Annotated in this window: 20 protein-coding genes; 4 read left to right on the forward strand and 16 right to left on the reverse strand. The window is 53.8% G+C overall.

All coding sequences use genetic code 11. The annotated features are described in order from the left end of the window. Positions 1-116: 116 nt before the first annotated feature. From KUO20_RS08980 to KUO20_RS09000, 5 genes are all read right to left on the reverse strand, one after another. Entirely contained in the window at positions 117-380 is a 264-nt protein-coding gene (locus KUO20_RS08980; protein ID WP_096279604.1) for an Lpp/OprI family alanine-zipper lipoprotein, read from the reverse strand. 214 nt (positions 381-594) lie between these two features. Beyond that, entirely contained in the window at positions 595-1224 is a 630-nt protein-coding gene (locus KUO20_RS08985) for a L,D-transpeptidase family protein (RefSeq protein ID WP_235039544.1), read from the reverse strand. A 182-nt stretch (positions 1225-1406) separates the two neighbouring features. After that, complete coding sequence (locus KUO20_RS08990; protein ID WP_235039545.1) at positions 1407-1868, reverse strand: DUF6586 family protein; 462 nt, start codon at positions 1866-1868, stop codon at positions 1407-1409. Continuing rightward, positions 1865-4492: a type I DNA topoisomerase gene (topA, locus tag KUO20_RS08995; protein WP_235039546.1), complete on the reverse strand. Its 2628-nt coding sequence runs from the start codon at positions 4490-4492 to the stop codon at positions 1865-1867. Before topA ends, KUO20_RS08990 begins: the two co-directional genes overlap by 4 nt. A 291-nt stretch (positions 4493-4783) precedes the next feature. Beyond that, a complete protein-coding gene (locus KUO20_RS09000) occupies positions 4784-7315 on the reverse strand; it encodes a DUF3141 domain-containing protein (protein WP_235039547.1) in 2532 nt (843 codons plus the stop codon). Between the two features lie 409 nt (positions 7316-7724). Here KUO20_RS09000 and lipA point away from each other — a divergent pair, with 409 nt between their 5' ends. After that, a complete protein-coding gene (gene lipA, locus KUO20_RS09005; protein WP_235039548.1) occupies positions 7725-8783 on the forward strand; it encodes a lipoyl synthase in 1059 nt (352 codons plus the stop codon). A 105-nt stretch (positions 8784-8888) separates the two neighbouring features. Here lipA and lipB read toward each other — a convergent pair whose 3' ends face one another. The 11 genes from lipB to KUO20_RS09060 all read right to left on the reverse strand — a co-directional run bounded on the left by lipB (position 8889) and on the right by KUO20_RS09060 (position 19466). Next, complete coding sequence (gene lipB / locus KUO20_RS09010) at positions 8889-9485, reverse strand: lipoyl(octanoyl) transferase LipB (RefSeq protein ID WP_422823140.1); 597 nt, start codon at positions 9483-9485, stop codon at positions 8889-8891. 71 nt (positions 9486-9556) lie between these two features. Beyond that, entirely contained in the window at positions 9557-9868 is a 312-nt protein-coding gene (locus tag KUO20_RS09015; RefSeq protein WP_235039550.1) for an HP0495 family protein, read from the reverse strand. Between the two features lie 59 nt (positions 9869-9927). After that, the gene (locus KUO20_RS09020; protein WP_235039551.1) at positions 9928-11127 is read right to left on the reverse strand and encodes a D-alanyl-D-alanine carboxypeptidase family protein; all 1200 of its coding nucleotides are present in this window, start codon (positions 11125-11127) and stop codon (positions 9928-9930) included. Between the two features lie 85 nt (positions 11128-11212). Next, the gene (locus KUO20_RS09025) at positions 11213-12265 is read right to left on the reverse strand and encodes a septal ring lytic transglycosylase RlpA family protein (RefSeq protein WP_235039552.1); all 1053 of its coding nucleotides are present in this window, start codon (positions 12263-12265) and stop codon (positions 11213-11215) included. Continuing rightward, positions 12262-13311, reverse strand: a complete 1050-nt coding sequence (mltB, locus tag KUO20_RS09030) for a lytic murein transglycosylase B (RefSeq protein WP_235039553.1) — start codon at positions 13309-13311, stop codon at positions 12262-12264. Before mltB ends, KUO20_RS09025 begins: the two co-directional genes overlap by 4 nt. 89 nt (positions 13312-13400) lie before the next feature. Then, the gene (rodA, locus tag KUO20_RS09035; protein ID WP_235039554.1) at positions 13401-14561 is read right to left on the reverse strand and encodes a rod shape-determining protein RodA; all 1161 of its coding nucleotides are present in this window, start codon (positions 14559-14561) and stop codon (positions 13401-13403) included. A gap of 3 nt (positions 14562-14564) precedes the next feature. Further along, positions 14565-16472, reverse strand: coding sequence for a penicillin-binding protein 2 (mrdA, locus tag KUO20_RS09040; protein WP_235039555.1), 1908 nt, complete (start codon positions 16470-16472; stop codon positions 14565-14567). A 71-nt stretch (positions 16473-16543) separates the two neighbouring features. Next, positions 16544-17011, reverse strand: coding sequence for a 23S rRNA (pseudouridine(1915)-N(3))-methyltransferase RlmH (gene rlmH / locus KUO20_RS09045; protein WP_235039556.1), 468 nt, complete (start codon positions 17009-17011; stop codon positions 16544-16546). After that, positions 17008-17394, reverse strand: a complete 387-nt coding sequence (gene rsfS, locus KUO20_RS09050) for a ribosome silencing factor (protein ID WP_235039557.1) — start codon at positions 17392-17394, stop codon at positions 17008-17010. Before rsfS ends, rlmH begins: the two co-directional genes overlap by 4 nt. Positions 17395-17479: 85 nt before the next feature. Continuing rightward, on the reverse strand, positions 17480-18133 hold the full coding sequence (nadD, locus tag KUO20_RS09055) for a nicotinate-nucleotide adenylyltransferase (RefSeq protein WP_235039558.1): 654 nt from the start codon (positions 18131-18133) through the stop codon (positions 17480-17482). A 25-nt stretch (positions 18134-18158) separates the two neighbouring features. Then, positions 18159-19466, reverse strand: coding sequence for a glutamate-5-semialdehyde dehydrogenase (locus tag KUO20_RS09060; protein WP_235039559.1), 1308 nt, complete (start codon positions 19464-19466; stop codon positions 18159-18161). A 273-nt stretch (positions 19467-19739) separates the two neighbouring features. On the opposite strand from KUO20_RS09060, the gene KUO20_RS09065 reads away from it, so the two are divergent. The 3 genes from KUO20_RS09065 to KUO20_RS09075 are packed head-to-tail and all read left to right on the forward strand — an operon-like array spanning position 19740 to position 22957. Then, entirely contained in the window at positions 19740-20588 is an 849-nt protein-coding gene (locus KUO20_RS09065; protein WP_235039560.1) for a hypothetical protein, read from the forward strand. After that, positions 20585-21517, forward strand: a complete 933-nt coding sequence (locus tag KUO20_RS09070) for a diguanylate cyclase domain-containing protein (RefSeq protein WP_235039561.1) — start codon at positions 20585-20587, stop codon at positions 21515-21517. The genes KUO20_RS09065 and KUO20_RS09070 overlap by 4 nt, the downstream gene beginning before the upstream one ends. A 42-nt stretch (positions 21518-21559) precedes the next feature. Further along, on the forward strand, positions 21560-22957 hold the full coding sequence (locus tag KUO20_RS09075; RefSeq protein ID WP_235039562.1) for a bifunctional DedA family/phosphatase PAP2 family protein: 1398 nt from the start codon (positions 21560-21562) through the stop codon (positions 22955-22957). Positions 22958-22959: the final 2 nt, after the last annotated feature.

The following is a 22959-nucleotide window of genomic DNA, read 5'->3' on the forward strand; positions in this document are numbered from 1 at the left end:
AACCCCGCCGAGGCGGGGTTTTTTTGTGTAGCTGTGTGCAAAGCTTCTTACATTACAATCTACACATACAGCAACCGCTGAAAGAGTCTATTGACTCCCCAACAGCCCAGGCAGAATTACTTCTGCATGGAACGCTGGAACATACGGTTCATTTCTTCACGGTTCTGCTCAGACATCTGCAGAGCAGCCTGCGCATCGCGCTGGGCTTGGTTTGCAGTGTTCATAGCCTGTGAAGCCATGCTGCGTGCTTCTGCAGCGTCAGCTTGTGCAGACTCAGCAGTCATGCGAACTTCTTCCAGAGCGCTGGTAGAAGCACAACCAGCTAGGATTGCCAGAGAAGCGGCAGCAGCAGTCATTTTCAGAGTATTTTTCAGAGTCATAATGTTCTCCTTGAGTCGTCCTTGGGTACTACATTAAGGGTATGACAAAGGTAAGGCTAAGCTCTTAGCTTAAATTTGTCTACCTGCGGTGCAGGTTCTTTTAAATGACTTGTGCTGTTAAGCACGCAAGTCAAACGCTGTTTTATAATAGTCCACAGCGCTTGTCTATAGCCACATATTTAAAAACCTCGAACTTCCTTACAACGGCGCTAGCTTAACGGATCACTACACGGGTGCCAACACCCACTAGCTCTGCGAGGCGATCAATTTGCTCGTTGGTAACGGCAACACACCCCTGAGTCCAGTTATAGCGCCCGTGAATATCGGGATCCGCGCCGCCCAATCCATGAATACCAATAGCGCCACCAAGCGCCGTATTCTGGGATGGATGACCGTAACGGCGGTAGTATTCGAAGTAGTCTTCATAATCAGTTTGGGAGTAAATCCCGCTTTCCAATGCCATGCGTGCATGGGCCGGCGTTGGATAATCAATGGCCATAAAAGTGCGCCATTGGCTTTCGTAATTAAAACGATTGATACGAAACTCGCCCAAAGGGGTCACACTATCGCCACGTACACGCTGCGTTTTTGCCCCGGCCCGCCCTAGCGATATCGGCGCAAAGCGCTCTAATAAGGCATTGCCACGAAATACGCTTAGCGTGGACTCCCGGTCATCTATCAACACCCATAGTTCGTTGCTGTGCCTAGGCACATGAGCACGAGTGAGCATCGTCTCAACAAGATCTGGGACGCCTGATGGGCTAGGCGAATTCACAGCAGCGCTCGCAACGGCGGGAAAACTCAGCGCCATAGCGAGAAAACGACGGCGATTGACAGGCATCATGGTAGCTCTCGAAACACGTTAGCCTGTGGTTGACCCACAAGGCTCATCTGGTGGCTGTTATACATTATTCCCACATTCGCCGTTAGTATTTTCGTCATACGCGCAATACAGCTAACGCACAGTGAATAAACACGCTCATCAAAGCGTTACTGCAATGAGCGCTTTTGGTTATTTTAGTAGACCTACCATTCCAAGCTAGTTTCCCGCAGAGCGCCTATTTCTCGCTTAGCCGCCTGGAGATTATCCAACAGCTGTTCTCGTAACCCCACCGGATTAGCCACTGCAATCATCGCGGGGCTGTGCGTCATACGCCGTGCGGCGCCATCGTCACTGTGCAAGCGCTCAAGCTGGGCCACGAGCCAGTGCAACCAACTCTCAGGATGGGCTTTTAGATCGCGCAGGCGTTGCAGCTCTGCTAAATTCACACCATCTTCTGCTAGCAGAATACGCCAAGCATGCTCTGACAACCGTGCATGCTCAGTGACTTCACGCAACAGCGACTCTAAAGCCAGCTCAAAGAGCGCCAACGCGCCCTCCTCCTGGGCCATCTGTCTCGCCGTGGCATGTTCGTCATCCCCGGCTGATAACGTGGCTAGCAGCTCAGCCTGATAGAGCAGTTGATTGGTTCGGGACTGCGCACTCACTTACGCTTATCCTCCACGTGCCATTTGCCGGCATCAAACGTGGCTTTCCAGCCAGTGGCCTTACCTTCTTCATCCGTCATCACAAACTGCTCTTTACTCTTGCGAGAGTAACGAATCTGAGCCGGGCGGCCGTCAGGATCTTCACTAGGCGCCTTGAGAATAAAGTGATATTTCTCTGGTAGCTCATCAGCATGCGCTTTTAATTCTTTGACTAACGGCGGCCGCGTTTCGCGATTTTTAGGGAATTTGCTGGCCGCTAGAAAGAGACCGCTAGCCCCATCGCGCAGCACGTAATGGTCGTCAACTTTCTGGCAAGCAAGCTCCAGCATCGGAATCGGATCCATCTTGGGCGGCGCCACTTCGCCACTTTTCAATAGCTTGCGCGTATTTTTGCATTCGTCATTGGTACAGCCAAAATACTTACCAAACCGGCCTGATTTGAGCTGCATATCAGAGCCGCATTTATCGCACTCAATCAGCGGGCCATCGTAGCCCTTAATCTTAAATTTGCCGCTCTCGACTTCGTAACCATCGCAGTCTGGGCTATTGCCACAGATGTGCAGCTTGCGCGTCTCATCGATTAGATAACTGTCCATTGCCGTGCCACACTTGTGACAACGATTCTTCGCCCGCAGCGCGTTGGTTTCAGCGTCTTCTCCCGCGTCTTCGGCAACGGCTTCCTCACCCGGAATAAGATCGATGGTCGTTTTGCAGCGCTCCTTAGGCGGCAGATTGTAGCCGCTACAGCCGAGAAAAACCCCCGTTGAGGCGGTACGAATCTGCATGTGGCGGCCACATTTCGGGCAGTCTATGTCTGTCGGCACCGGCTGATTGGGCCGCATACCCTCATCGCTCTCTGCTTTAACAAGCTCTTCACGGAATTCACCGTAGAAGTCATCCAGCAATCCTTGCCAGTTGCGCTCACCTTCGGCAACCTCATCCAAGCCATCTTCCATACGAGCAGTGAACGAGAAATCCATCAAATCCGGAAACGATTCTTTTAGCCGTTCGGTGACAATATCACCCAGCTTTTCGGCATAAAAACGCCGGCTTTCTAATTTCACATAGCCGCGGTCTTGAATCGTAGAAATAATAGAGGCGTAGGTTGAAGGCCGACCAATACCCTGCTTTTCCAGCTCTTTAACCAGGCTTGCTTCGGTGTAGCGTGGTGCGGGCTTAGTAAAGTGCTGCAACGGATCAAGCGCCTCCAACGCCATAGGCGTGGCCTGCGGCAAGTCAGGCAGGGTCTGGTCTTCATTTTTACCGCCGGGCTTCATCACCCGCGTATAGCCATCAAATTTGAGCACGCGGCCTTTGGCACGCAGCTCATAGCCATCGACTTCAACGCTCAGCGTGCTTGAAAGATACTGAGCAGGCGTCATCTGACAAGCCACAAACTGGCGCCAAATCAATTCATAAAGACGCTCTGCATCGCGTTCCATGCTTGCTAAGTCGGTTGCTTTGCGCTCAACGCTTGAAGGACGAATGGCTTCGTGAGCCTCTTGAGCACTTTCTTTACTGCTATAACGATTAGGCGCCTCCGGCAGGTAGCGCTCACCAAACTCTTCACTAATGTACTCACGCACGCTTTCCACTGCGTCTTTCGACAAATTGGTGGAATCAGTACGCATGTAGGTGATGTAGCCAGCTTCGTAAAGACGCTGAGCCATGGTCATGGTTTTCTTAACAGAGAACCCTAACCGCCCGCTCGCCGCTTGCTGCAGCGTGGAGGTAATAAAGGGAGCCGTGGGCTTTGAACTGGTGGGTTTATCCTCACGCGAGGTAATCGCCAGCTTGGCTTTTCTAAGCTGCTCAATACGCGCCAGCGTATCTTTTTCAGACGTAGGCCTAAACGCTTTGCCGTCCTGACGCACCAGCGCGAAGCGCACTAGTTCACCCTCTGGTGAGGCTAAGTCAGCGTGAACATCCCAAAATTCTTCAGGAATAAACGCACGAATTTCACGCTCACGCTCAACAATTAAGCGCACAGCTACCGACTGCACTCGGCCCGCTGATAGCCCACGCGCCACTTTCGCCCATAGCAGCGGCGAGAGCATAAAGCCCACCACGCGATCGAGAAAGCGTCGCGCCTGCTGTGCTTCTACACGGGGTATGTTGAGCACGCCAGGTGATTTGAAGGCGTCTTGAATGGCGTTTTTGGTGATCTCGTTAAACACCACGCGCTTGTAGCGATCGTTATCGCCACCGATGGTCTCGCGCAGATGCCAGGCAATGGCCTCCCCTTCGCGATCCAAATCCGTTGCGAGGTAGACAGCATCAGCCTTCTCAGCCAACTTTTTCAGCTCGGCAACGACTTTTTCTTTTCCGGGCAGCACTTCGTAATGAGCTTCCCAGCCGTTATTAGGATCGATGCCCATACGCCGAATTAGCTGGTCTTGGCTTTTGCGCTTTTTATGCTCAACTTTTTCTTCCGCCGACATCTTGCGTGTCGCTGCGGCCTGGCGAGCGCGCTCCTTAGGGTCGGAGGCTGTCTTGCCTGAGCCGCTGGTCGGCAGGTCTCGGATGTGACCCACGCTCGACTTCACGATGAAATCGCTGCCGAGATATTTGTTTATCGTCTTCGCTTTAGCCGGCGACTCGACGATGACCAGTGACTTGCCCATAGTGCTCCACTTTCCTAATGCACGGGCTGACTCTAGCGCGTGCTCTGAATTCGGTGCCGTATCGCCGGGAAACAGTCCATTAAGAAGATACGGATGAAAAAATGCGCCTACCCTACCCCAGCCCTTAGCTAAGCGCCAGTAGCAACTAGATAGCGATGTGAATCCTTAGATTTTAGATAAAGAGTAGCTAGACACTAGACTGCCCCCGGCGTTACGGCAACCCAAAAAGTGCTGAAACAAACAAAGCGCCCCCACCAAATAGGCGGGGGCGCTTTGAGCTAAACGACTGATTTAGCGCTTGGGCGGTGTCTTTTTACCCGCGCCACTCGCTGGCTTCGTGGTTGATTTGCTCACTGCCTTCTTCTCGGCAGCGGCTGACGGCTTAACCGATTGCAGTTTAGCGGGTGCACGCTCAGCGGCTTTTGGCGCTGGCGTTGCAGCGGCTGATGCCGCCGACTTACTCAACTGATCGCTACCCGCTGCCTCAGCATTCTCCGATGACGGCTTAGTCAGCGCTGGCTTAGTCGGCACTGGCTTTGGCGTAGCGGGCTTTGGCGTGGTGGGCTTAGCAGCGGGCTTGGGCTTAGCAATCGCCTTGGTGGGCGCTTTTGCCGGGGCGGCGGCGGGCTTGGCTGGCCTTGCTTTATCAAATAGCGTTTTAATCTGAGCAAAACGCTCTGCTGCACGCTCTGAAAGCTCGCCGCTGGCGGCGAAAACATGCTCCAGCTGCTTCACATGGCCATCAATATCCGCATTACTTTGTCCATTGAGCAGCTCTGGCAACACGTTTAACGCCTGCTCACGGTCAAGCTTCAATATGAAGAACTGCTCACGCACCAAACGCTTAAACTCACTGAGCTTAATACCCGGCTCAAGCTCAGATCGCGAGGCGCGCAGCCGCTTGAAATTACGCTCATCGGTTGCGGGTGCGCCGCCGAGCACATAAATAAGCGAGCGCATGACCGCTTCATGGGCGCCACCTTGGGCAATTTTTTCACGAATCTCTTCCTGGCGCTGCTTAACAAAGCGACGATGCTCAGGTTCTGCACCCGGACGGCGACGATGTATGTGGGCATCGCCATGAAGACCCACAGCCGCCTGTAAAAACGGCTGACCATAGATGTCCATGAACATTTTTTCAGTATTGGCGTCGCGTAAATCGCGCATGCTGTTTAGGCTCGCCACAAGCTGATCTGAGCCCATGACCTCAAGTGATTTAAACAGGTTGTCTTGAGAGACAGAGTGACGATTTTTGCGCACTGCCTCTGCCATTACCGGCAGCGGCACTGACAATGGATTACGGTCAGAAAGCAGCTTATAGCCTAAACGAATGGGGTGCATGCGGCGTATCCAGCGCGCGGCCTCCGGCGTCATGGTAGCTTTGAGCCAGGGCTGAAGGAACCGGCGATACATGCCCAAATTAATTTCGGAGACACGTGCAACCGTTGCAAAACGGCGGTCGTCCTCCGGCTTATGCATCACGTCTCGATCAAGCTCTGTAAAATTACGAGGCGTGAACTCCAGTAAATAATCGCGCTCAATTAACTCTGGATCATTACGATCATCGACATGCGTCACCGTGGTTTCATACAGCCCCGGTGGCATCACATCGATATAATCCATATTGGCCGTAAATTCGGTATGCTCTTTACGCGAAACGCTGCCTGATACAAAAATCCCTAGATGGCCGGTAGTGTCATGCTGGCAGTAGACAATAGTCTGCTCATTGGCAATAAGATCGTCTTCGTCTTCATAAAGATCGCGAATCCAGCCCAGGGCTTGAGGCGGCGGCGTTATATCATCGCCTTTTGAGCAGAACACGACGACCGGTGAGCGGACATTACGCAGATCAATGCGGCGGCCGTCCTGGGTAACTAGCTGTGCGGTCGAGAGCCGATTACCGACAAAAAGGTTATCGACGATGTATTGAATTTCTTCACCACCCAGCACAACGTGGCCACCCCACCAGCGTTCAAAATCAAGGTAGCGACCCGCTTCGGTGTCGATGTTGTCGTAAAGATGATATTGCTTTTTCCAGTAGGTATTGGCTGGATTGAGGCGCTCAAAATTCTGCACCAGCCAGGCACCGTCAAACAGACCGCCACCGATATCGCTCGTTAACGCAGTAATCCAACTTCCGCCCGACATCCCACCGGTATAACGCATGGGTGCCTTACCGTGCTCGCCAGCCCAGTAGGAAAGCGGCGCGCCGGCGATCAATATAGGGCCAAACACATCAGGCTCTAAGGCAGCCCCCATCATGAGCTGCCAACCCGCCTGGCAGTTGCCAACAACCATGGGTCTTTCGGTGGTTTCTGGATGCAGCTCTATAACGTGACGCAAGAAGGCGATTTCAGCCTCAACCACATCCTCAACGGTCTGACCCGGCTCAGGGAACGGCAAAAAACCAATGAAATAACAAGGGTGGCCAGCTTTAAGCGCGACGCCTAGCTCGCTGTCAGGCTTAAAACCACCGATGCCTGGCCCATGCCCTGCACGCGGGTCTACGACGACAAAAGGACGTTTTTGTAGATCAATCTCGGTACCTTCATGGGGCAATACGCGCAGTAGCTCATAGTTAGTTGGCCGCGGCAGCGTGCGCCCGTCCATTAACACTTCGGTATCAAAGCCCAGCACATTGGGCTTTGTTTGCTCCATATGCTCAAGGTATTGATTGCCGCGTTCGCGCATGACGTCTAAATACAAAACGCTGCGCTCAACGCTATCGCGCCAGTAATCAAAGGCCGCACGCCCAAATCCAAACGGATCAAACAAAGGCGTAAGCGTGGAACTAGAAAGCAAAGGATTTGCCAGAAAATTCATAGGTTCCCCCCATTGGGTAGATGCACAGGCATCAGACCCGAAAGCAATGATGCTGCAACGCAACATAGTTTAGGACACTCCCTGCATAACGTCGATCTTTAGTCCAAAATAAATGCCGGCACTACTTGTTACGGCTATTTTCCCGGTCTCTTTTTCCGAGATTATCCAATACCGTTCCGTGGCCATGGTGACGCGGCACCTGCACCCTTAACACGCTAGACCGGAGGCCGGTTAGACACGCACTTACAGTAGCGCCTATCGGTGTCCTGTTGACGACGAGATATGTTACATTAGTGCCCATTAGGCTAAAGAATTATCCAGCGAGTTACGCATCAACTGGCAGGCTGAGTGAGAGGTGAGCGCCCCCTCCTTTACCATGCCTACCGCACAATAGAGAGGCTCTGTCCCTATGAGCAAGATTCCCTCGCAGCGCGTGTCTAGCGGTGAAAAATTCCGCAATGAGCATGGCATGTCGGTAATCAAGGATGGCATGAAGCAGCGCAAGGAGCAGGCAGAATCCCCGACTCTTGAGCGCAAGCCAAAGTGGCTACGTGCCCAGATTCCGGGTGGCGAGCGCTTTGAAGCAGTTAAGAAAAACGTCGCCACGCACCGGCTCAGCACGGTATGTGCAGAATCACACTGCCCCAATATGGGCGAGTGCTGGAGCAACGGCACGGCCACCATCATGCTAATGGGCTCCGTCTGCACCCGCGCATGCCGCTTCTGCGCAGTAGACACTGGCAACCCACAAGGGTGGCTGGATCTTGAAGAGCCTGACAACACGGCTAAGTCAGTCGAGCTGATGGGGCTGCGCTATATTGTACTCACCTCGGTAGATCGTGATGATCTCGACGATGGCGGTGCAACGCATTACGCCAACTGCGTACGCGCCATTAAAGCGCGTACGCCAGACGTTGTCGTTGAGGCGCTAACACCCGATTTTGATGGCGAACTCACGGCGATTGAGCGGGTCGTTGATTCCGGGCTGCAGGTATTTGCCCAAAACGTTGAAACCGTTGAGCGCCTAACCGGACGCGTACGTGACCGGCGTGCAGGCTATCGTAAAACCCTTGATGTGCTTGCTCATGCCAAGCGCTACCGCCCGGACATCATCACCAAAACCAGCATAATGCTGGGATTAGGTGAAACCGATGAAGAAATCTTACAAACGTTTGACGACTTGCGTGAAATAGGTGTCGACATTGTGACGCTTGGGCAATATCTGCGCCCAACCAAGAACCACTTGCCGGTAGAGCGCTGGGTAACACCAGAAGAATTTGACCGCTACCGTGAGATTGGTCTTGGAAAGGGCTTTATGGAAGTTCCTTCCGGCCCGCTCGTGCGCTCTAGCTATCGCGCTGACCGCGTGTTCGAAAAGAATAATCTAGGCCTTGCCTCACCAGCGGCCATTCCCGGCCAGCATCAAGAGCCCGACCCTAATCGTATTCCTACGTTCAATGTAGGCTAGGCATAAAAAAGCCGCTGTACTGAAAGCTCATCTATAGGCTCTCGGTACGGCGGCAATTTATAGCATTAGGAAATCATGCCCCTAGAAAACAACTGATTTAGAAACTTAGCGTGCTGGCAACGACTCAACGGGCAATAATCGACGCTTTAACTGTGCCGCTAGCGCTTGCGCCAACTGCTCGCCTACACAGTGATCGTCAGGTAATGCCACAAAATCTGCCAATTTCGCCATCGGCATGCCGGCATAACCGCACGGATTAATGCGTAAAAAAGGCGATAAATCGCCGTCCACGTTTAACGCTACGCCATGAAAACTGGCGCCCCGCCGAATACGCAGCCCAAGCGAGGCCATTTTTGCCTCACCTGCTTTCCCGGAAACATAAACACCTGGAGCGTCAGGTTTTGCATAAGCGTTAAGCCCGTAGCTGCCCAGCACCTCGATCACCGCGCGTTCCAGCGCGGTCACCAAGTCACGAACGCCGATTTTACCCCTGCGCACATCTAAAAGCGGATAAAGCACCACTTGGCCAGGCCCATGGTAAGTCACCTGGCCACCGCGATCAGTCTGCACAACAGGAATATCGCCGGGCATTAGCAAATGCTCCGGCTTACCTGCCTGACCCTGAGTAAATACAGGGTCGTGCTCAACTAGCCAGAATTGATCCGGCGTGTTCTCGTCTCGGGTATCCGTCAGCGAGCGCATCGCCTCCCATATCGGAAGATACGGCTGGCGACCTAATCTATGCAGTTCAATCGGCGCCGAGTCGTACACGACTACACCACCATGTGGACGCGACCGGTGGCCTTTAGCGCATCAAACAGTGCTTTAATTTGCTGCTCACCCGTCGCCGTAATTACCACACGCACTGACTGGAAACGACCGTTTCGACTGTCAACCACCTGCATCGTGGTCGCATCGAAATCAGCTGCGTACTGTACAATGACTTGGCAGACGCTGGCCGCAAAATCTTCCGCGGCGTCTCCTACGATTTTTAACGAATAATCACAGGGAAAGGTGATCTTAGGCGGTTCCTGTACCGCCGGCTGGCGCAAATCGCGGACTCCCTGAGGAACACCTTTTTTCATAGCAAACCTTTCATCGTCAATATACGTTTTGGCTAATCAGCGAACATACCAACGTCAGACTAGTCGGTAAAGTTACTGATCAAGCCGCTAAAGAAGCGCTGAACCTGATCAAACAGACGCTTAAACAGCCCACCCTCTTCAACATTTTCCAAAGCGACTAAACGCCGCTCGCCTACGATTTCATCACCCAGGTGCACTTCTAGCGTACCCACCTCGTCACCAATCGCAATCGGCGCTTTCAGGTCAGGATCAAGATTCAGGCGAGCGCGAAGTTCTTCATTACGATTGCGCGGCAGAGTCATGAAAACTTCTTCATCAACGCCGACCCGCAGTTCGTTAATATCACCACCCCAAACGCGCGGAGTAGCAAGCACAGCGCCCCGCTCGTAAAGCTTCATCGTTTCAAAGAAGCGGAAGCCGTAGCTAAGCAGCTTTTGCGTTTCCTGAGCACGCGCCTCGTCAGAATTGGTGCCCATGACAACAGAAATCAAACGCATGTCTTCACGCTTTGCTGAAGATACTAAGCAGAAACCCGCTTCGGTTGTCCAACCGGTCTTAAGACCATCGACCGAGGTATCACGCCACAGCAAGCGATTGCGGTTGGGCTGATCAATGCCGCCAAAGGCAAAGGAACGGTGCGAGTAGATTTCATAATGGTCAGGATAATCATTGATGATATGACGTGATAAGCGCGCCAGATCATGGGCAGTTGAGTAATGATTTTCAGCAGGCAAACCGGTGGCGTTCTGGAAGTTAGTGTCGTTCATACCCAAACGCGTGGCGTGCTGATTCATCAGGTCGGCAAAAGGCGCTTCGCCACCGGCCAAATGCTCGGCCATGGCCACACTAGCATCGTTGCCTGAAACGATAATGATACCGTGGAGCAGGTTATCGACAGAGACTTGGTCGCCTACTTCAATAAACATTTTCGAGCCGCCGGTGCGCCAAGCGTTCTCGCTGACATTCACCATGTCGGTCAGATTAATAGTGCCGCGATTAAGCTCACGCTCAACCAAGTAAGCGGTCATCAGCTTAGTCAGGCTCGCAGGGGGAAGACGTTCATCCGAGTTATGCTCGGCCAATATGCGCCCGCTATTGGCATCCATGAGTATCCACGAACTTGCCGCTAGCTGTGGTGCCGCCGGAATAATTGTTTGCGGCTGAGGAATGACCTGGGCAGCGGCAGGCAAAGTAACAGTCGCCATGGCAGCAAAAAGGCACAGCCGTGCAGAGCGGCCAATGGATGTAAACACGTTCATAACGTCAGTCTCACTTACTTGAAAGCTTACTTGGAAAAAAACAGCGGCGCGTAAGTCGCGCCGCCAGAAATAGATAGGCAATTAATTATCGCACAACAAACACCTGAGGGAAGCCCGCTTGACGTAACGCTTCACGTGCTTGAGATTCTTGCGCAGGTGCAATAGGCCCTACCTGCACACGATACATATCCGCGTCGTTCATTATACGCACTGAGTGCGGTTGTTCACCCTCCAATCGTTGCTGTAACTGCTGTGCACCTTCAGGACTACCTAATGCGGCAATCTGTAGATACATAGCATCACTGCTAGCACCGACGGCCGCAGGTGCTTGAGCAACAGGCGCTTGAGCAACAGTTGCTTGCACAGGAGCGGCTGGCACGGGCGCAGCGTGCTGCATAGCAACGCTAGGTGAAGGACGAGTCGCGGGCACCTGGCTCACGGCTTGAGCACGTACTGGGGCTGAACCACCACGTTCAGCGACCCAGCGCTCGGAATCAATAGCCTCAACTTTTACAGGCCCCGTACCATTATCGAGAAACCCTAGCCGAGCCGCTGCCGCGTAAGAAAGATCGATTTCACGATCACTGTGGAACGGGCCACGGTCGTTGACCCTGACAATAATCGACTGGCCGCTATCGAGGCTTGTTACGCGCGCATAGGTAGGCAATGGCAAAGAACGGTGAGCTGCCGACATTTTATACATGTCGTAGATCTCTCCGTTTGAGGTGGCATAGCCATGAAATTTTTCACCATACCACGACGCCGTACCGCGTCTTTCATAGCCTGTCGCATCGGGCAACACATGGTACGTTTTCCCCCACACTTCATAGGTGGAACGGTTGCCACCCGCTGAGGGCTGCTCAATACGCGGCTCTGCATCAGGTACTTTGGTAACATCCGGCGGTTCAATCGGATAAGCATCGCCCGTTAACGCATAGCGCCCTCCCGCCGTGTTGACAGCCGTTGGCGCTGGCGCCGTAGCAGCAGCTTGATTGGCGGAGCTGGGCGTATCAGTGCGCTGAACGTTGTTACTCGCGCAGCCGCCAACCATTGCCAGTATGGCGAGCAAGCCGCCCGCCCGTAAAGGCACTGTTAGCTGCGTTTTCGCTAATCGTAACGCTGATAAATGAGCCTTCATTCCTCGTCCTCATATCGCTCAGCAATCGCTTCTGATAGCTCAGCCACGGCCATTGCATACAGGTGACTATGGTTATAGCGGGTAATAACATAAAAATTATACTCGCCAAGCCGGTAGTGCGTTTCACCATCAGCGAACTCAAGGGCCAGCGGTATCACCGGCAAGTCGCTGTCTAACGGCGCGTTAGGCTCGATGCCGTGAGCGGAGAGCTCTGCAACACTCACCGTAGGCGCTGAGGTTTGGTTGAACGAGAGTTCATCCAGTAGCTCGACGGGCAATACGTCGGGGCCACTGGCCAAGTGATAGATAGGCGCGTCCTGCTTCCAGCCATGTACGGCGAAGTAGTTAGCGACGCTGCCTATAGCATCGACCGGATTCTCCCAAAGATCACGGATTCCATCACCATCAAAATCAACGGCGTAGGCTTGATAACTAGTAGGAATAAACTGCGGATAGCCCATAGCCCCCGCGTAAGACCCCTGTAACTCAGCGGGATCAACATGCTGCTCATACGCTATGCGTAAGAAGGCGGCCAGCTCTCCACGAAAAAATGCCCCCCTTGTGGGGTGATAAAACGCCAGCGTCGTAAGCGAATCTAGCACGCGGTGCTGACCTTTATGGCGCCCGTAATAAGTTTCAACGCCGATAATGGCGGTGATAACTTCAGCGGGAACGCCGTAGGTGCTTTCGGCACGCGCTAAGGTATCAGCATGGGCTTCAATAAATTCAGCGCCCTCTTGAATCCGCTGCTCGGTCATAAAAATATTGCGGTACTCGTACCAGCGCAGGCGACGCTCCGCCGCCCCTTCCATGGCATCTAGCACGCTTTGCGTGTAGCTCGCTTGGCCGAGCGCTTCCGTCACCCACGCTTCTGGCATGCCGTCTGCGACGAGTTCATCGACCAGCGCTTGACTATCGGCATTGTACTGCGGAGCAACCTGCTGTTGAGAAGCCTGCGTAAGCTCATCGGCTAACGCCGCGGGCGTCACCCAGCACATCAGTGCTGCTAAAAAATAGCGGCTCGTCTTGCCGTGAATTCCGTTCATTTTTCTACTCCTGAACCTTTCATTCCTGAGGCCTCCATTCCCGAGCAAAGCGCGCGCGAACAGCACAAGTGGAGACCTGCACATTATCTTTAGCGCGACAGCAGCCGACGGTGGGCATGTATAGACATGAGAATACCGAAACCCGCTAACAAGGTCACGCTTGAGGTACCACCATAACTCACCAGCGGTAGCGGCACGCCTACCACGGGCAGAATTCCGCTCACCATGCCCATGTTGACAAACACATAGATAAAAAACGTCAGTATGATGCTGCCTGCGACCAGGCGACCAAAGGTGTCCTGAGCCGAAGTTGCCATCCATAAACCGCGGCTCACGATCAGCAGATACAGACACAGCAGCACTAACATTCCCACCAAACCAAACTCTTCGCCTAGTACGGCAATGATGAAATCCGTATGCCGCTCGGGTAAAAACTCTAGCTGCGACTGAGTGCCTTGAAGCCACCCCTTGCCCCATACCCCACCGCTGCCAATGGCAGTCGTGGATTGAATAATATTCCAACCAGAGCCTAGCGGGTCGCTTTCAGGGTTTAAGAATGTCAGCACCCGCTGACGCTGGTAATTATGCATATTCGCCCACAGCACCGGAACGCCTGCAGCGCCCAGCGCCGTAATAAATCCTATTAACCGCCATGACAGACCTGCTAGCAGCACCACAATAAGCGCCGCGCTGGCGACTAATAGCGAGGTTCCCAGGTCTGGCTGGATTGCCGTAAGCACTACCGGCACCCCAATAATCACACCACATACGATGATATCGCGAAGGCGCGGCGGTAGCTCACAGCGATTCAGGTAGGCTGCCACCATCAAGGGGGCCGCTAGCTTCATCATCTCTGAGGGCTGAAAACGAATCACGCCGGGAATTTCCAGCCAACGTTTGGCCCCCATCCCCACATCGCCAACTAAATCAACCGCCAATAGCATTGCCACACCGACCCCGTAGCCAAGCGGCGCCCAGCGTAGAAAGGTCGACGGAGAGAACTGCGCAATAATCACCATCACCGTCAGCGCTAGGCAAAAACGCACGCCTTGCGCAATGACTGAATCAATAGACTGGCCAGAAGCGCTGTAAAGAACCACTAAACCACCGCCCATCAGGACGAGCAGCAGCCCCAGCAGCCAGGGGTCGAGATGGATTCGTTCCCAGATACTTTTACGCCGTGAAATCCCGCTATCCGGCGGACGGACGGGGTAGCCACGCATTGATCGAGTTATAAAATGCCACGGCATGGCTTAGTTTCCCTCCACATTGGCATTATCGTCCGCTAGCGCTTCGCGTACTTCTTCCACGTCAGGTGCGTCGTCCTCTAGCAGCCAAGCATCGGTCATTGCCCGCGCCAGGTGGGCAGCATGCGTACTACCGCCGCCGGCATTCTCAACAATAACGGAAACTGCAATTTGCGGATCATCTAGCGGTGCAAACCCCACAAATAGCGCGTGGTCACGTAGCCGCTCTGCTAACTCATCTGCGTTGTAGCGCTGGTCCTGGCCTAGCGAAAATACTTGCGCGGTACCTGACTTACCGCCCATGCGATACTCAAGCCCCACCCCGGTGCGGCGAGCGGTTCCTTCGCTACCGCTTAACACTTTTTCCATACCGCTGAAAACGCGATCCCACCAGCTATCATTAGCCAACGTAATATCATCCAAGGTACCCGGAAGATCTTGGGGAACAGGCGTATCGCCAATTTTGCGCGCTAGCCGTGGTCGCACCCAGTGGCCACGGTTGGCCAGCGTCGCGGTGGCGCTGGCAAGCTGCAAAGGCGTCACCTGCCAGTACCCCTGACCGATACCGACCGACAGCGTTTCACCCGGGTACCAGGGCTGGTTAAAGCGCCCACGCTTCCAATCCCGTGAGGGCATCAAAGCGCCGCTTTCGCCCTGAACGTCGTACGCTACGCGCTGACCGAAGCCAAAGTTACTCATTCGGTCATGCAGGCTATCGATACCCAGGTCATGGGCAAGAGTATAGAAGTAAGTGTTATTCGATACCGCTAACGCTCGCTCTAAATCTACCCGCCCGTGCCCCCAGCGCAGCCAGTTACGGTAGCGGCGCGTATCGTTTGGCAATTGATAGTAACCAGGGTCGTTAATCGTACTGTCGGGCGTAATGACACCCTCGGAAAGCCCGGCCAGCGCTAAAAAGGGCTTAATCGTAGAGCCGGGTGGATAGTGGCCGCGTATGGCGCGGTTAAACAAAGGCAGATCCAGATCTTCCTGCAGGGCGCGATAAGAAGCCACATCGATGCCAGTAACAAATTGGTTACTATCAAACCCCGGCGTGGACACCATCGCCAGAATCTCGCCCGTTGCAGGCGCGATGGCGACGATGGAGCCGCGGCGGCCATCAAGCAGCTCGTAGGCGAGCATTTGAAGCGATTTATCCAACGTTAAGGTCAGATTTTCGCCTGGCACAGGGTCGGTTCGCCCCAGCTCCCTTAAGACTCGACCGCGCGCGTTGGTTTCTACTTTACGCAAGCCCGCTTGGCCGTGAAGCTCTTCTTCGTAAAAGCGTTCAATGCCCGTTTTGCCGATAAAATGCGTGCCCGCGTAGCGGCCGGCATCCAGCGTCTCCATTTCTTCAGCGTTAATACGCCCGACATAGCCCAATGCATGGGCCATGATTTCAGCGTTGGGATAAAAACGCAGCGGCTGAGCTTCCACTTCCACGCCAGGCAATCGATGGCGATTAACCGCCAAGCGCGCAATTTGCTCTTCGCTAAGATCGCTGGTCAATAGCGCGGGCTGATAAGGTCGCTGGCGCTGGCGTGAGCGAACATTAAATGCCTCAATCTCTTCTTCAGGCAATTCAAGTAAGTCGACTAAAAGCGCCAGCGTTTCATCTAAATTATCGACCCGCTCACGCACCAACGTTAAATTATAGGTTGGACGATTTTCTGCCAGCAGAACGCCATTACGGTCGTAAATCAACCCTCGGTTAGGCGGCAATGGCTCCACGCGTACACGGTTATTTTCAGAGCGCGTGCTGTACAAATCATGTTGAACGATTTGTAAGTAGACCAATCGGCTCGTTAATAGGCAGGCAAGTAACAGTACGACTAAAATAGCGATCAGCGCCCTGACTCGAAAAATACGCAGCTCTTGCTCGGAGTTTTTAAGCGTGTTGGGGCGCTTGAGCATGGCAAAAATGACTCTCAAATCGAATAATGAGCGCCGCCAGTCGAGAACAGAGGTTACCCACCATTCAATCCTTAGCGGTGATAGGGATGGCCCACTAGCAGTGTCCAAGCGCGATAGAGCTGCTCAGCCAGCATAATACGAACCAAAGGATGAGGTAGCGTTAAAGGAGAAAGCGACCAGGCTTTTTCCGCCATCGCCGAAAGCGAAGGCTCAAGGCCATCGGGCCCACCGACCAGCAGAACAATATCGCGCCCGGTCATGCGCCAATCGCCGGCTTCTTGGGCTAATTGCTCGGTGGTCCATGGCTTTCCCTTCACTTCCAAAGCCACAACGTACTCATCACCGCGCAGCTTATCGCGAATCCGCTGCGCCTCTTGAGCACGCGCTTTGGCAATATCAGCATTTTTGCCTCGCTGACCAAGAGCAATTTCTTCAATTTCGAGATAAAAATCTCGCGGCAGCCGTTTGCGGTAGGTTTCCACGCCTTCTTCTACCCAGGCGGGCATTTTGTTACCTACGGCTAACAGCCGAATCTTCATGACATATTGGCCCGCTCGCGGAAGCGCTCAAGCGTTTCGTCAATGGCGCCAGAGTCACTCGGCAAATCAGCCCACAGGCGCTCTAAGTCATATAAAAGACGCGCTTCGGGCATCATGACGTGCACCACGATGTCGCCTAGGTCGACAAGCACCCAGTCAGCGTTATCGCCACCCTCAACACCCAGAGGCCTAAGTCCGGCCGCTTTGGCTTTTTCAACCACGTTTTGGGCAATAGCCGCCACATGCCGAGTAGATGTACCACTGGCAATCAGCATGAGGTCAGTAACCTCGGTTAATTTGGAAACATCCAAGTGCGTAATGTCACGTGCTTTCAGCTCTTCTAGCGCGTCAACCGCTAGGCTTTTCAATGTATCGATGTGCATGACTCCTAAAGACAACCTCGTTCAGTAACCGGTCAATAAAGCCGGCCATTGTAACGGCTTCTTTGCTGACTGCCAGCGCTATATCTCACTGCTGATAAAGTCCGTGGTGCTTAATGGCTTGTTCAACGGGCTCCGGCACCAAATAACGCACGCTTTTACCCTGATATAAACACTCGCGAATGCGCGTGGCGGAAATTGCCAACAATGAAGGCAACTCCAGGCCTAAATATCCCCCACAGGGGCGGTGCATTAATTCTTCTACGCTATCGACTCCGCGCTGCTCGACCAGTTCCGTTAATGCTGCAGGCAGCGCATCACTGTAGCCCGGCCGCGCGATGACCACTAAGTGAGCTAGCGCAAATATGCGCTCAGGCTGATGCCACTGCCCAAGTCGCAGGAAGGCATCATAGCCAATGGCCATCACTAAGCGGGCCTGCTCGCCATAATGGCTGCGCAGCTCGGCCAGCGTATCGACACTGTAGGAAGGTCCGTCACGCTGCAGCTCACGGTCATCGGCGACAATCCCTGGGGTGTCGTCGATACCTGCCTGTAACAGCGCCAAACGCTGCTGGGCAGACACCTGCGGCCGCCCGCGCAGCGGGGGCTGCTGCGCTGGAATCATATGCAATTGATCAAGCGCCAGCGCCTCGTGCAGCTCCACCGCACTGCGCAAATGGCCCAGATGAACAGGGTCAAACGTACCGCCCAGCATGCCGACACGAAGCTCATGACTGCTCATTTCATTCCCTTATTCTTCCACTCAATCACTGCCGCACCTGGCCGTCACCAAACACCACATACTTACGCGTTGTGAGCCCTTCTAATCCTACTGGGCCGCGGGCATGAAGCTTATCGGTTGAAATACCAATCTCAGCGCCTAAGCCGTACTCAAAACCGTCGGCGAAACGCGTAGATGCATTGACGATCACGGAGCTAGAATCAACTTCCGCCATAAAACGTCGTGCGAGCGAGTAATCTTGAGTGACAATTGCATCGGTATGATGGGAGCCGTAAAACTCAATGTGCGCAATGGCTTCATCAATGCCGTCCACGATTTTGATAGCCAGAATGGGCGCTAAATACTCCGCCGACCAGTCGGCATCTGTCGCGGCAATGGCTTGGGGAAGTAACGCCAGCGTGCGCTGGCAGCCACGCAGTTCAACGCTATGCTCGCCATAAGCGCGCGCTAGCTCAGGCAACAGCAGGTCTGCAATCGGCGCATCCACCAGCAGTGTTTCCATCGTGTTACAGGTGCCATAACGATGTGTTTTGGCATTGACGGCAATCGCTAGCGCCTTAGCGGGATCCGCCGTTGTATCAATGTACACATGGCATACGCCGTCCAAATGTTTGATCACCGGCACACGCGCCTCACGGGAAATACGCTCAATAAGTGATTTCCCTCCCCGCGGAATAATGACATCTACATACTCGGGCATGCTGATCATTTCACCGACGGCCGCGCGATCAGTGGTTGCCACCACCTGCACGCTTCCGGCGGGCAATCCAACATCCGCAAGCCCTGCTTGAATACAGGCACTGATGGCAGCATTGGATTCACTAGCCTCAGACCCGCCGCGTAAGATGCAGGCATTGCCCGATTTCAAGCACAGGCTTGCAGCTTCCAGCGTCACGTTAGGACGTGACTCATAAATAATACCGATAACGCCTAGCGGCACGCGCATTTTACCCACCTGAATACCGCTGGGGCGGTACCGCATATCGTCAATTTCACCCACTGGGTCAGGTAACGCGGCCACATGATGAAGGCCTTCAATCATGCTACTTACACGCACATCATCCAGCGCTAAACGATCCAGCAGCGCGCTCTCTAAGCCGTTTTCGCGACCGTGCTGTAAATCCGCCGCATTGGCGTCTAAAATGCGTTCGCGCGCGGCCTTTAAGCGCTCGGCAATGGCGCATAAAGCACGATTTTTCAAGCCAGTATCCGCTCGTCGCAGCTCACTGGCAGCGTGCCGAGCCGCCTGCCCCAGTGCCTGCATGTAGGCGGGCACATCACCGCTAGAAAGGTATTGAAGGGCCCCGCTTTGGAACGGTGTTGAAACGCTCATGCTGTCTCCGCGCGTCGTCGCGCATACTCGGTTATAAGTGCCCTAAACACTGGCTAGGGCCGTCAACTAATACTGCTGCTTCAAGGCCGGCAAGGATGCTCGCATTGCCGTTTGTCACGCTGATAAAGATGTTACGCCTTTTGGACGTTATGCTAAGGGTGACTAAGGCGCTAATGTATACAGCGTACGCTTACCATCCTGCGCTCACCCATTTGCCTAAGCGCGCCAGGTTATTCAGGACGACAGCTTACTCAGGACGAATAATAAGCCACCATGCAAAGCAAGTACAAAATCGGTCTATTAAGAGCCAATCTATTCGCCGCCGCCGCCGCATTAGCGCTGTGGACACCCGCCCCATTCAACGTTGCTAGCATAGTACTTTGGCTTTCCATTGGCTGGCTGTGTATCACTGCGCTAATGCTCGACTTTAGCCACCGCCGCTCACGAAGGTTGCCATGGCAAATAGTGCCAGGGATGCTTTTAATGGGGTTAATAGTCACAGCACCAGAGCAGCACAGCATTTTAATTTGGGCATGGGCTGCCATGCTGATGTTACCGCAACGTATGTGGATCGCCGCCTTTAATCTAAGCGCCGCGCTGATCAGCACCGCAATGGTGGCACCTCAGTTGGGCACCCCCACATTTATATTTTTATTAGCTAGCCTGCTAACACTCAGCTTGATCGCCCTGTCGCGAGCACAGCAGCTTATCGATATGAACGGGGCCATCCGCCAACGCTTACGCTTGATTCCAGGTCTAAACCTATGGGCTGAGGAACAGCTGCTTCGTGATATACCGCGCGAGCAACGGCGCTGTAAACGCGAGGGGACGCACGCCGAAATATTTATCTTGCACGTGAAACGCCACCAGCTTTGGCCCACTGCACAAAAACTGTGCCAGCTGACTCACGTGTTCGAAAACGTCTACTACATTAACAGCACTACGCTTGTCACGTTACTGCTTGCGCGCTCTGAGCAAGAGACAGCCCACCGGCGCCGCACACTGCTAACTGCGTTACCAGATATCACCACAAGCGAACATTTTGTATTAGCAGATATCGATGCCGCGACTCTCACGCTATCGCAAATGAGCAAGCCATCGATAGCGCGGGAGGCAACATGACACGGCACCGCATCCCAAGGCGCTTAATGACGCAAGCCTACGGTTTAAGCATTGTGCTGATGGCGGGATATGCGCTATGGCTTTATGCCATGGGAGAATATCGTGATCTATTGATTCCTACCTTTACATCATTGCTGCTCATATCGGCACTTTTGATGCACATGGGGCAAAAGCTAACGGCCCACCTACCCCGCATGATTTTATTCTGCAGTGTCTACGCCGTGGTGCTTGGCGCATTTTACTATCAGCCGCAGGTGTCGCCTATTTGGCTAGGCCTGCCTGTGATCGCCGCATATTTGCTATTGCCGTTGTCGGCTGCGATCCTTATCAATATCGTTTTAGGGCCGCTATGGTGGCTATTGCCCGCCGTGGCTAATGGGTCATCTTCGACCGTGGTGGGCTACGTCGCATTAACGCTGCTTCTCGCTTTACCGCGCTGGGAGCATGCCCGCCGTCGAGCTCTTCTACGCGCCACTGACCCCAACGACAGCGACTGTAACGCTTATCATATTGATACGCTTAAAGAGCGCCTGAATAGTGAATACCAGCGCGCAGAGATGCTCAATAAGCCGTTAGCCCTGTTAGTATTGCATCTTCCCCAGCTAGACATGGCCGAGGAGCAGTTTGGCCATCGCGCCAAAACAGCACTGCTAGGCGCCCTGTGCAGTGAGGTTAACAGCCGCTGTCGCGACCATGATGTGCTGGGACGTACCAGCAATGCTACTTTCTGGCTTGTGCTGCCCGATACCAGCGAAAGCGGTGCGTTATTGGTGCGCGAACGCTTGCAGCGGGCACTTTCACAGTGTGTCTTGGTCGAAACGGGTCAACTTGAAGTGCGTATTGCCGCCTGTATGCCTGCTCGTACAGAAAGTTTTGAACGCTACTTAAACCGCCTAGATGCACGCGGCGCTGCCCTCGCGCACGCTTAGCCTCCATTGACTTATTATTCATAAATTTAGCTGGAGAGGCTTGTGTCCTTCGCTGATACGCTACAGTCATTAACGCTATCCCCACCGCTGTTACTTTGCTTAGTAGTGGTTATTGCGCTTGTCGAGTCTCTGGCGCTAGTGGGCCTGCTCGTACCCGGCGTTATGTTAATAACCACGATGGCTTCATTAGCAGGCCATCAGGATATTGCTCTTGCATGGTTGATAGGTGCAGCCTTTATCGGCGCCATTTTAGGCGATGGCATTAGCTTTTCACTGGGCTTTAGGCATCGCGAGCAGGTGATCCAGCGCTGGCCACTGTCACAGCATCCTGAATGGCTAGACCGGGGGACGCGTTTTTTTGAGCGCTATGGCGTGTCTTCCGTTTTTATTGGCCGTTTTGTGGGGCCAGTAAGGCCTATTATCCCACTAGTAGCGGGCATGATGCGTATGCCGCCGCGCACGTTCATATGGGCTAACATAACCTCGGCAGCGCTTTGGGCGCCCGCCTATATACTGCCCGGCTACTTGCTTGGCCGCACTTGGCAGCACCATCTAAATCTACCGCCCGGCTTAGAAGCAGGCTTATTGATACTTGCGTTTATTATTATTGTATTAGCGATTATTTTCTCCTGGGGCCGGCACCAGGCGTCGCGCCACGGTCGGCTTTATCGCACCATTGCCGGAAGCATTCGTCGTATCCCACTCTTACGACGCCCGTGGCTCGCGATGAGCCAAACGGGCGATGTCCCGTTAGCGTCATTACTGTTACTAGTGATCGCGCTAGGTAGTTTGTCTGGCTGGACGTTGCTGGTTATCAATCATCACGGCCCGCTGGAAATGGATTTACTCGTTCAGCGCATGTTCGTTTGGCTGCATAGCGATCCTACCTACATGATCGCGAATATTTTTGCTCGAATCGGCGATACCTACGGCATTATCGCATTAACGCTGCCCTGGGCAATTTGGATGCTGGTACGCCACAGATGGGATGCTCTGTTACATTGGTGTGGCGCATTAGGTGGCGTAGCACTCCTTAACACATTGATTAAGGAGCTGTTTGCTCGCCCTCGCCCAGGCACGCCTGACTACCTCATTGGCTCGTTTTCTTACCCCAGTGCCCACACGTCAACGACCGTGGTGCTATTAGGCCTGGCGGCCGCTTTCATTGCTGCCGAACTGCCGCGACAAAAGCGTTTTTGGGCTTACTGGGTAGCGCTTTCTTTTGCGCTGCCAATGGCGCTTTCACGGCTGGTGATTGGCGTACACTGGTTTAGCGATCTTGTTGGCGGGGCATTATTAGGCTTAGTGGTGTGTGCACTGACGTTGCTTCACTGGCAGCAGCAGCCGCGAGCTAGTTTACGTCCCTGCCCATGGCTGCTGCTATGCATCGCATCATTAGTGCTTATCAGCGCCCGCGTAGGACTGCTGCCGCCGGTTTAGCG

Origin of the sequence: Vreelandella profundi, from assembly GCF_019722725.1 — a bacterium.
Lineage (GTDB): Bacteria > Pseudomonadota > Gammaproteobacteria > Pseudomonadales > Halomonadaceae > Vreelandella > Vreelandella profundi.

What these genes read in the sequence shown, in the direction of transcription:
- lipA (WP_235039548.1), top strand. Translation starts at nt 7,725, where the DNA reads ATGAGCAAGATTCCCTCGCAGCGCGTGTCTAGCGGTGAAAAATTCCGC.
- lipB (WP_422823140.1), bottom strand. Translation starts at nt 9,485, where the DNA reads ATGCGCTCGCTGACGGATACCCGAGACGAGAACACGCCGGATCAATTC.
- KUO20_RS09025 (WP_235039552.1), bottom strand. Translation starts at nt 12,265, where the DNA reads ATGAAGGCTCATTTATCAGCGTTACGATTAGCGAAAACGCAGCTAACA.
- KUO20_RS08980 (WP_096279604.1), bottom strand. Translation starts at nt 380, where the DNA reads ATGACTCTGAAAAATACTCTGAAAATGACTGCTGCTGCCGCTTCTCTG.
- mltB (WP_235039553.1), bottom strand. Translation starts at nt 13,311, where the DNA reads ATGAACGGAATTCACGGCAAGACGAGCCGCTATTTTTTAGCAGCACTG.
- KUO20_RS09060 (WP_235039559.1), bottom strand. Translation starts at nt 19,466, where the DNA reads ATGAGCGTTTCAACACCGTTCCAAAGCGGGGCCCTTCAATACCTTTCT.
- KUO20_RS08985 (WP_235039544.1), bottom strand. Translation starts at nt 1,224, where the DNA reads ATGATGCCTGTCAATCGCCGTCGTTTTCTCGCTATGGCGCTGAGTTTT.
- rlmH (WP_235039556.1), bottom strand. Translation starts at nt 17,011, where the DNA reads ATGAAGATTCGGCTGTTAGCCGTAGGTAACAAAATGCCCGCCTGGGTA.
- rodA (WP_235039554.1), bottom strand. Translation starts at nt 14,561, where the DNA reads ATGCCGTGGCATTTTATAACTCGATCAATGCGTGGCTACCCCGTCCGT.
- KUO20_RS09070 (WP_235039561.1), top strand. Translation starts at nt 20,585, where the DNA reads ATGACACGGCACCGCATCCCAAGGCGCTTAATGACGCAAGCCTACGGT.
- mrdA (WP_235039555.1), bottom strand. Translation starts at nt 16,472, where the DNA reads ATGCTCAAGCGCCCCAACACGCTTAAAAACTCCGAGCAAGAGCTGCGT.
- nadD (WP_235039558.1), bottom strand. Translation starts at nt 18,133, where the DNA reads ATGAGCAGTCATGAGCTTCGTGTCGGCATGCTGGGCGGTACGTTTGAC.
- KUO20_RS09020 (WP_235039551.1), bottom strand. Translation starts at nt 11,127, where the DNA reads ATGAACGTGTTTACATCCATTGGCCGCTCTGCACGGCTGTGCCTTTTT.
- rsfS (WP_235039557.1), bottom strand. Translation starts at nt 17,394, where the DNA reads ATGCACATCGATACATTGAAAAGCCTAGCGGTTGACGCGCTAGAAGAG.
- KUO20_RS09015 (WP_235039550.1), bottom strand. Translation starts at nt 9,868, where the DNA reads ATGAAAAAAGGTGTTCCTCAGGGAGTCCGCGATTTGCGCCAGCCGGCG.
- KUO20_RS09065 (WP_235039560.1), top strand. Translation starts at nt 19,740, where the DNA reads ATGCAAAGCAAGTACAAAATCGGTCTATTAAGAGCCAATCTATTCGCC.
- topA (WP_235039546.1), bottom strand. Translation starts at nt 4,492, where the DNA reads ATGGGCAAGTCACTGGTCATCGTCGAGTCGCCGGCTAAAGCGAAGACG.
- KUO20_RS09000 (WP_235039547.1), bottom strand. Translation starts at nt 7,315, where the DNA reads ATGAATTTTCTGGCAAATCCTTTGCTTTCTAGTTCCACGCTTACGCCT.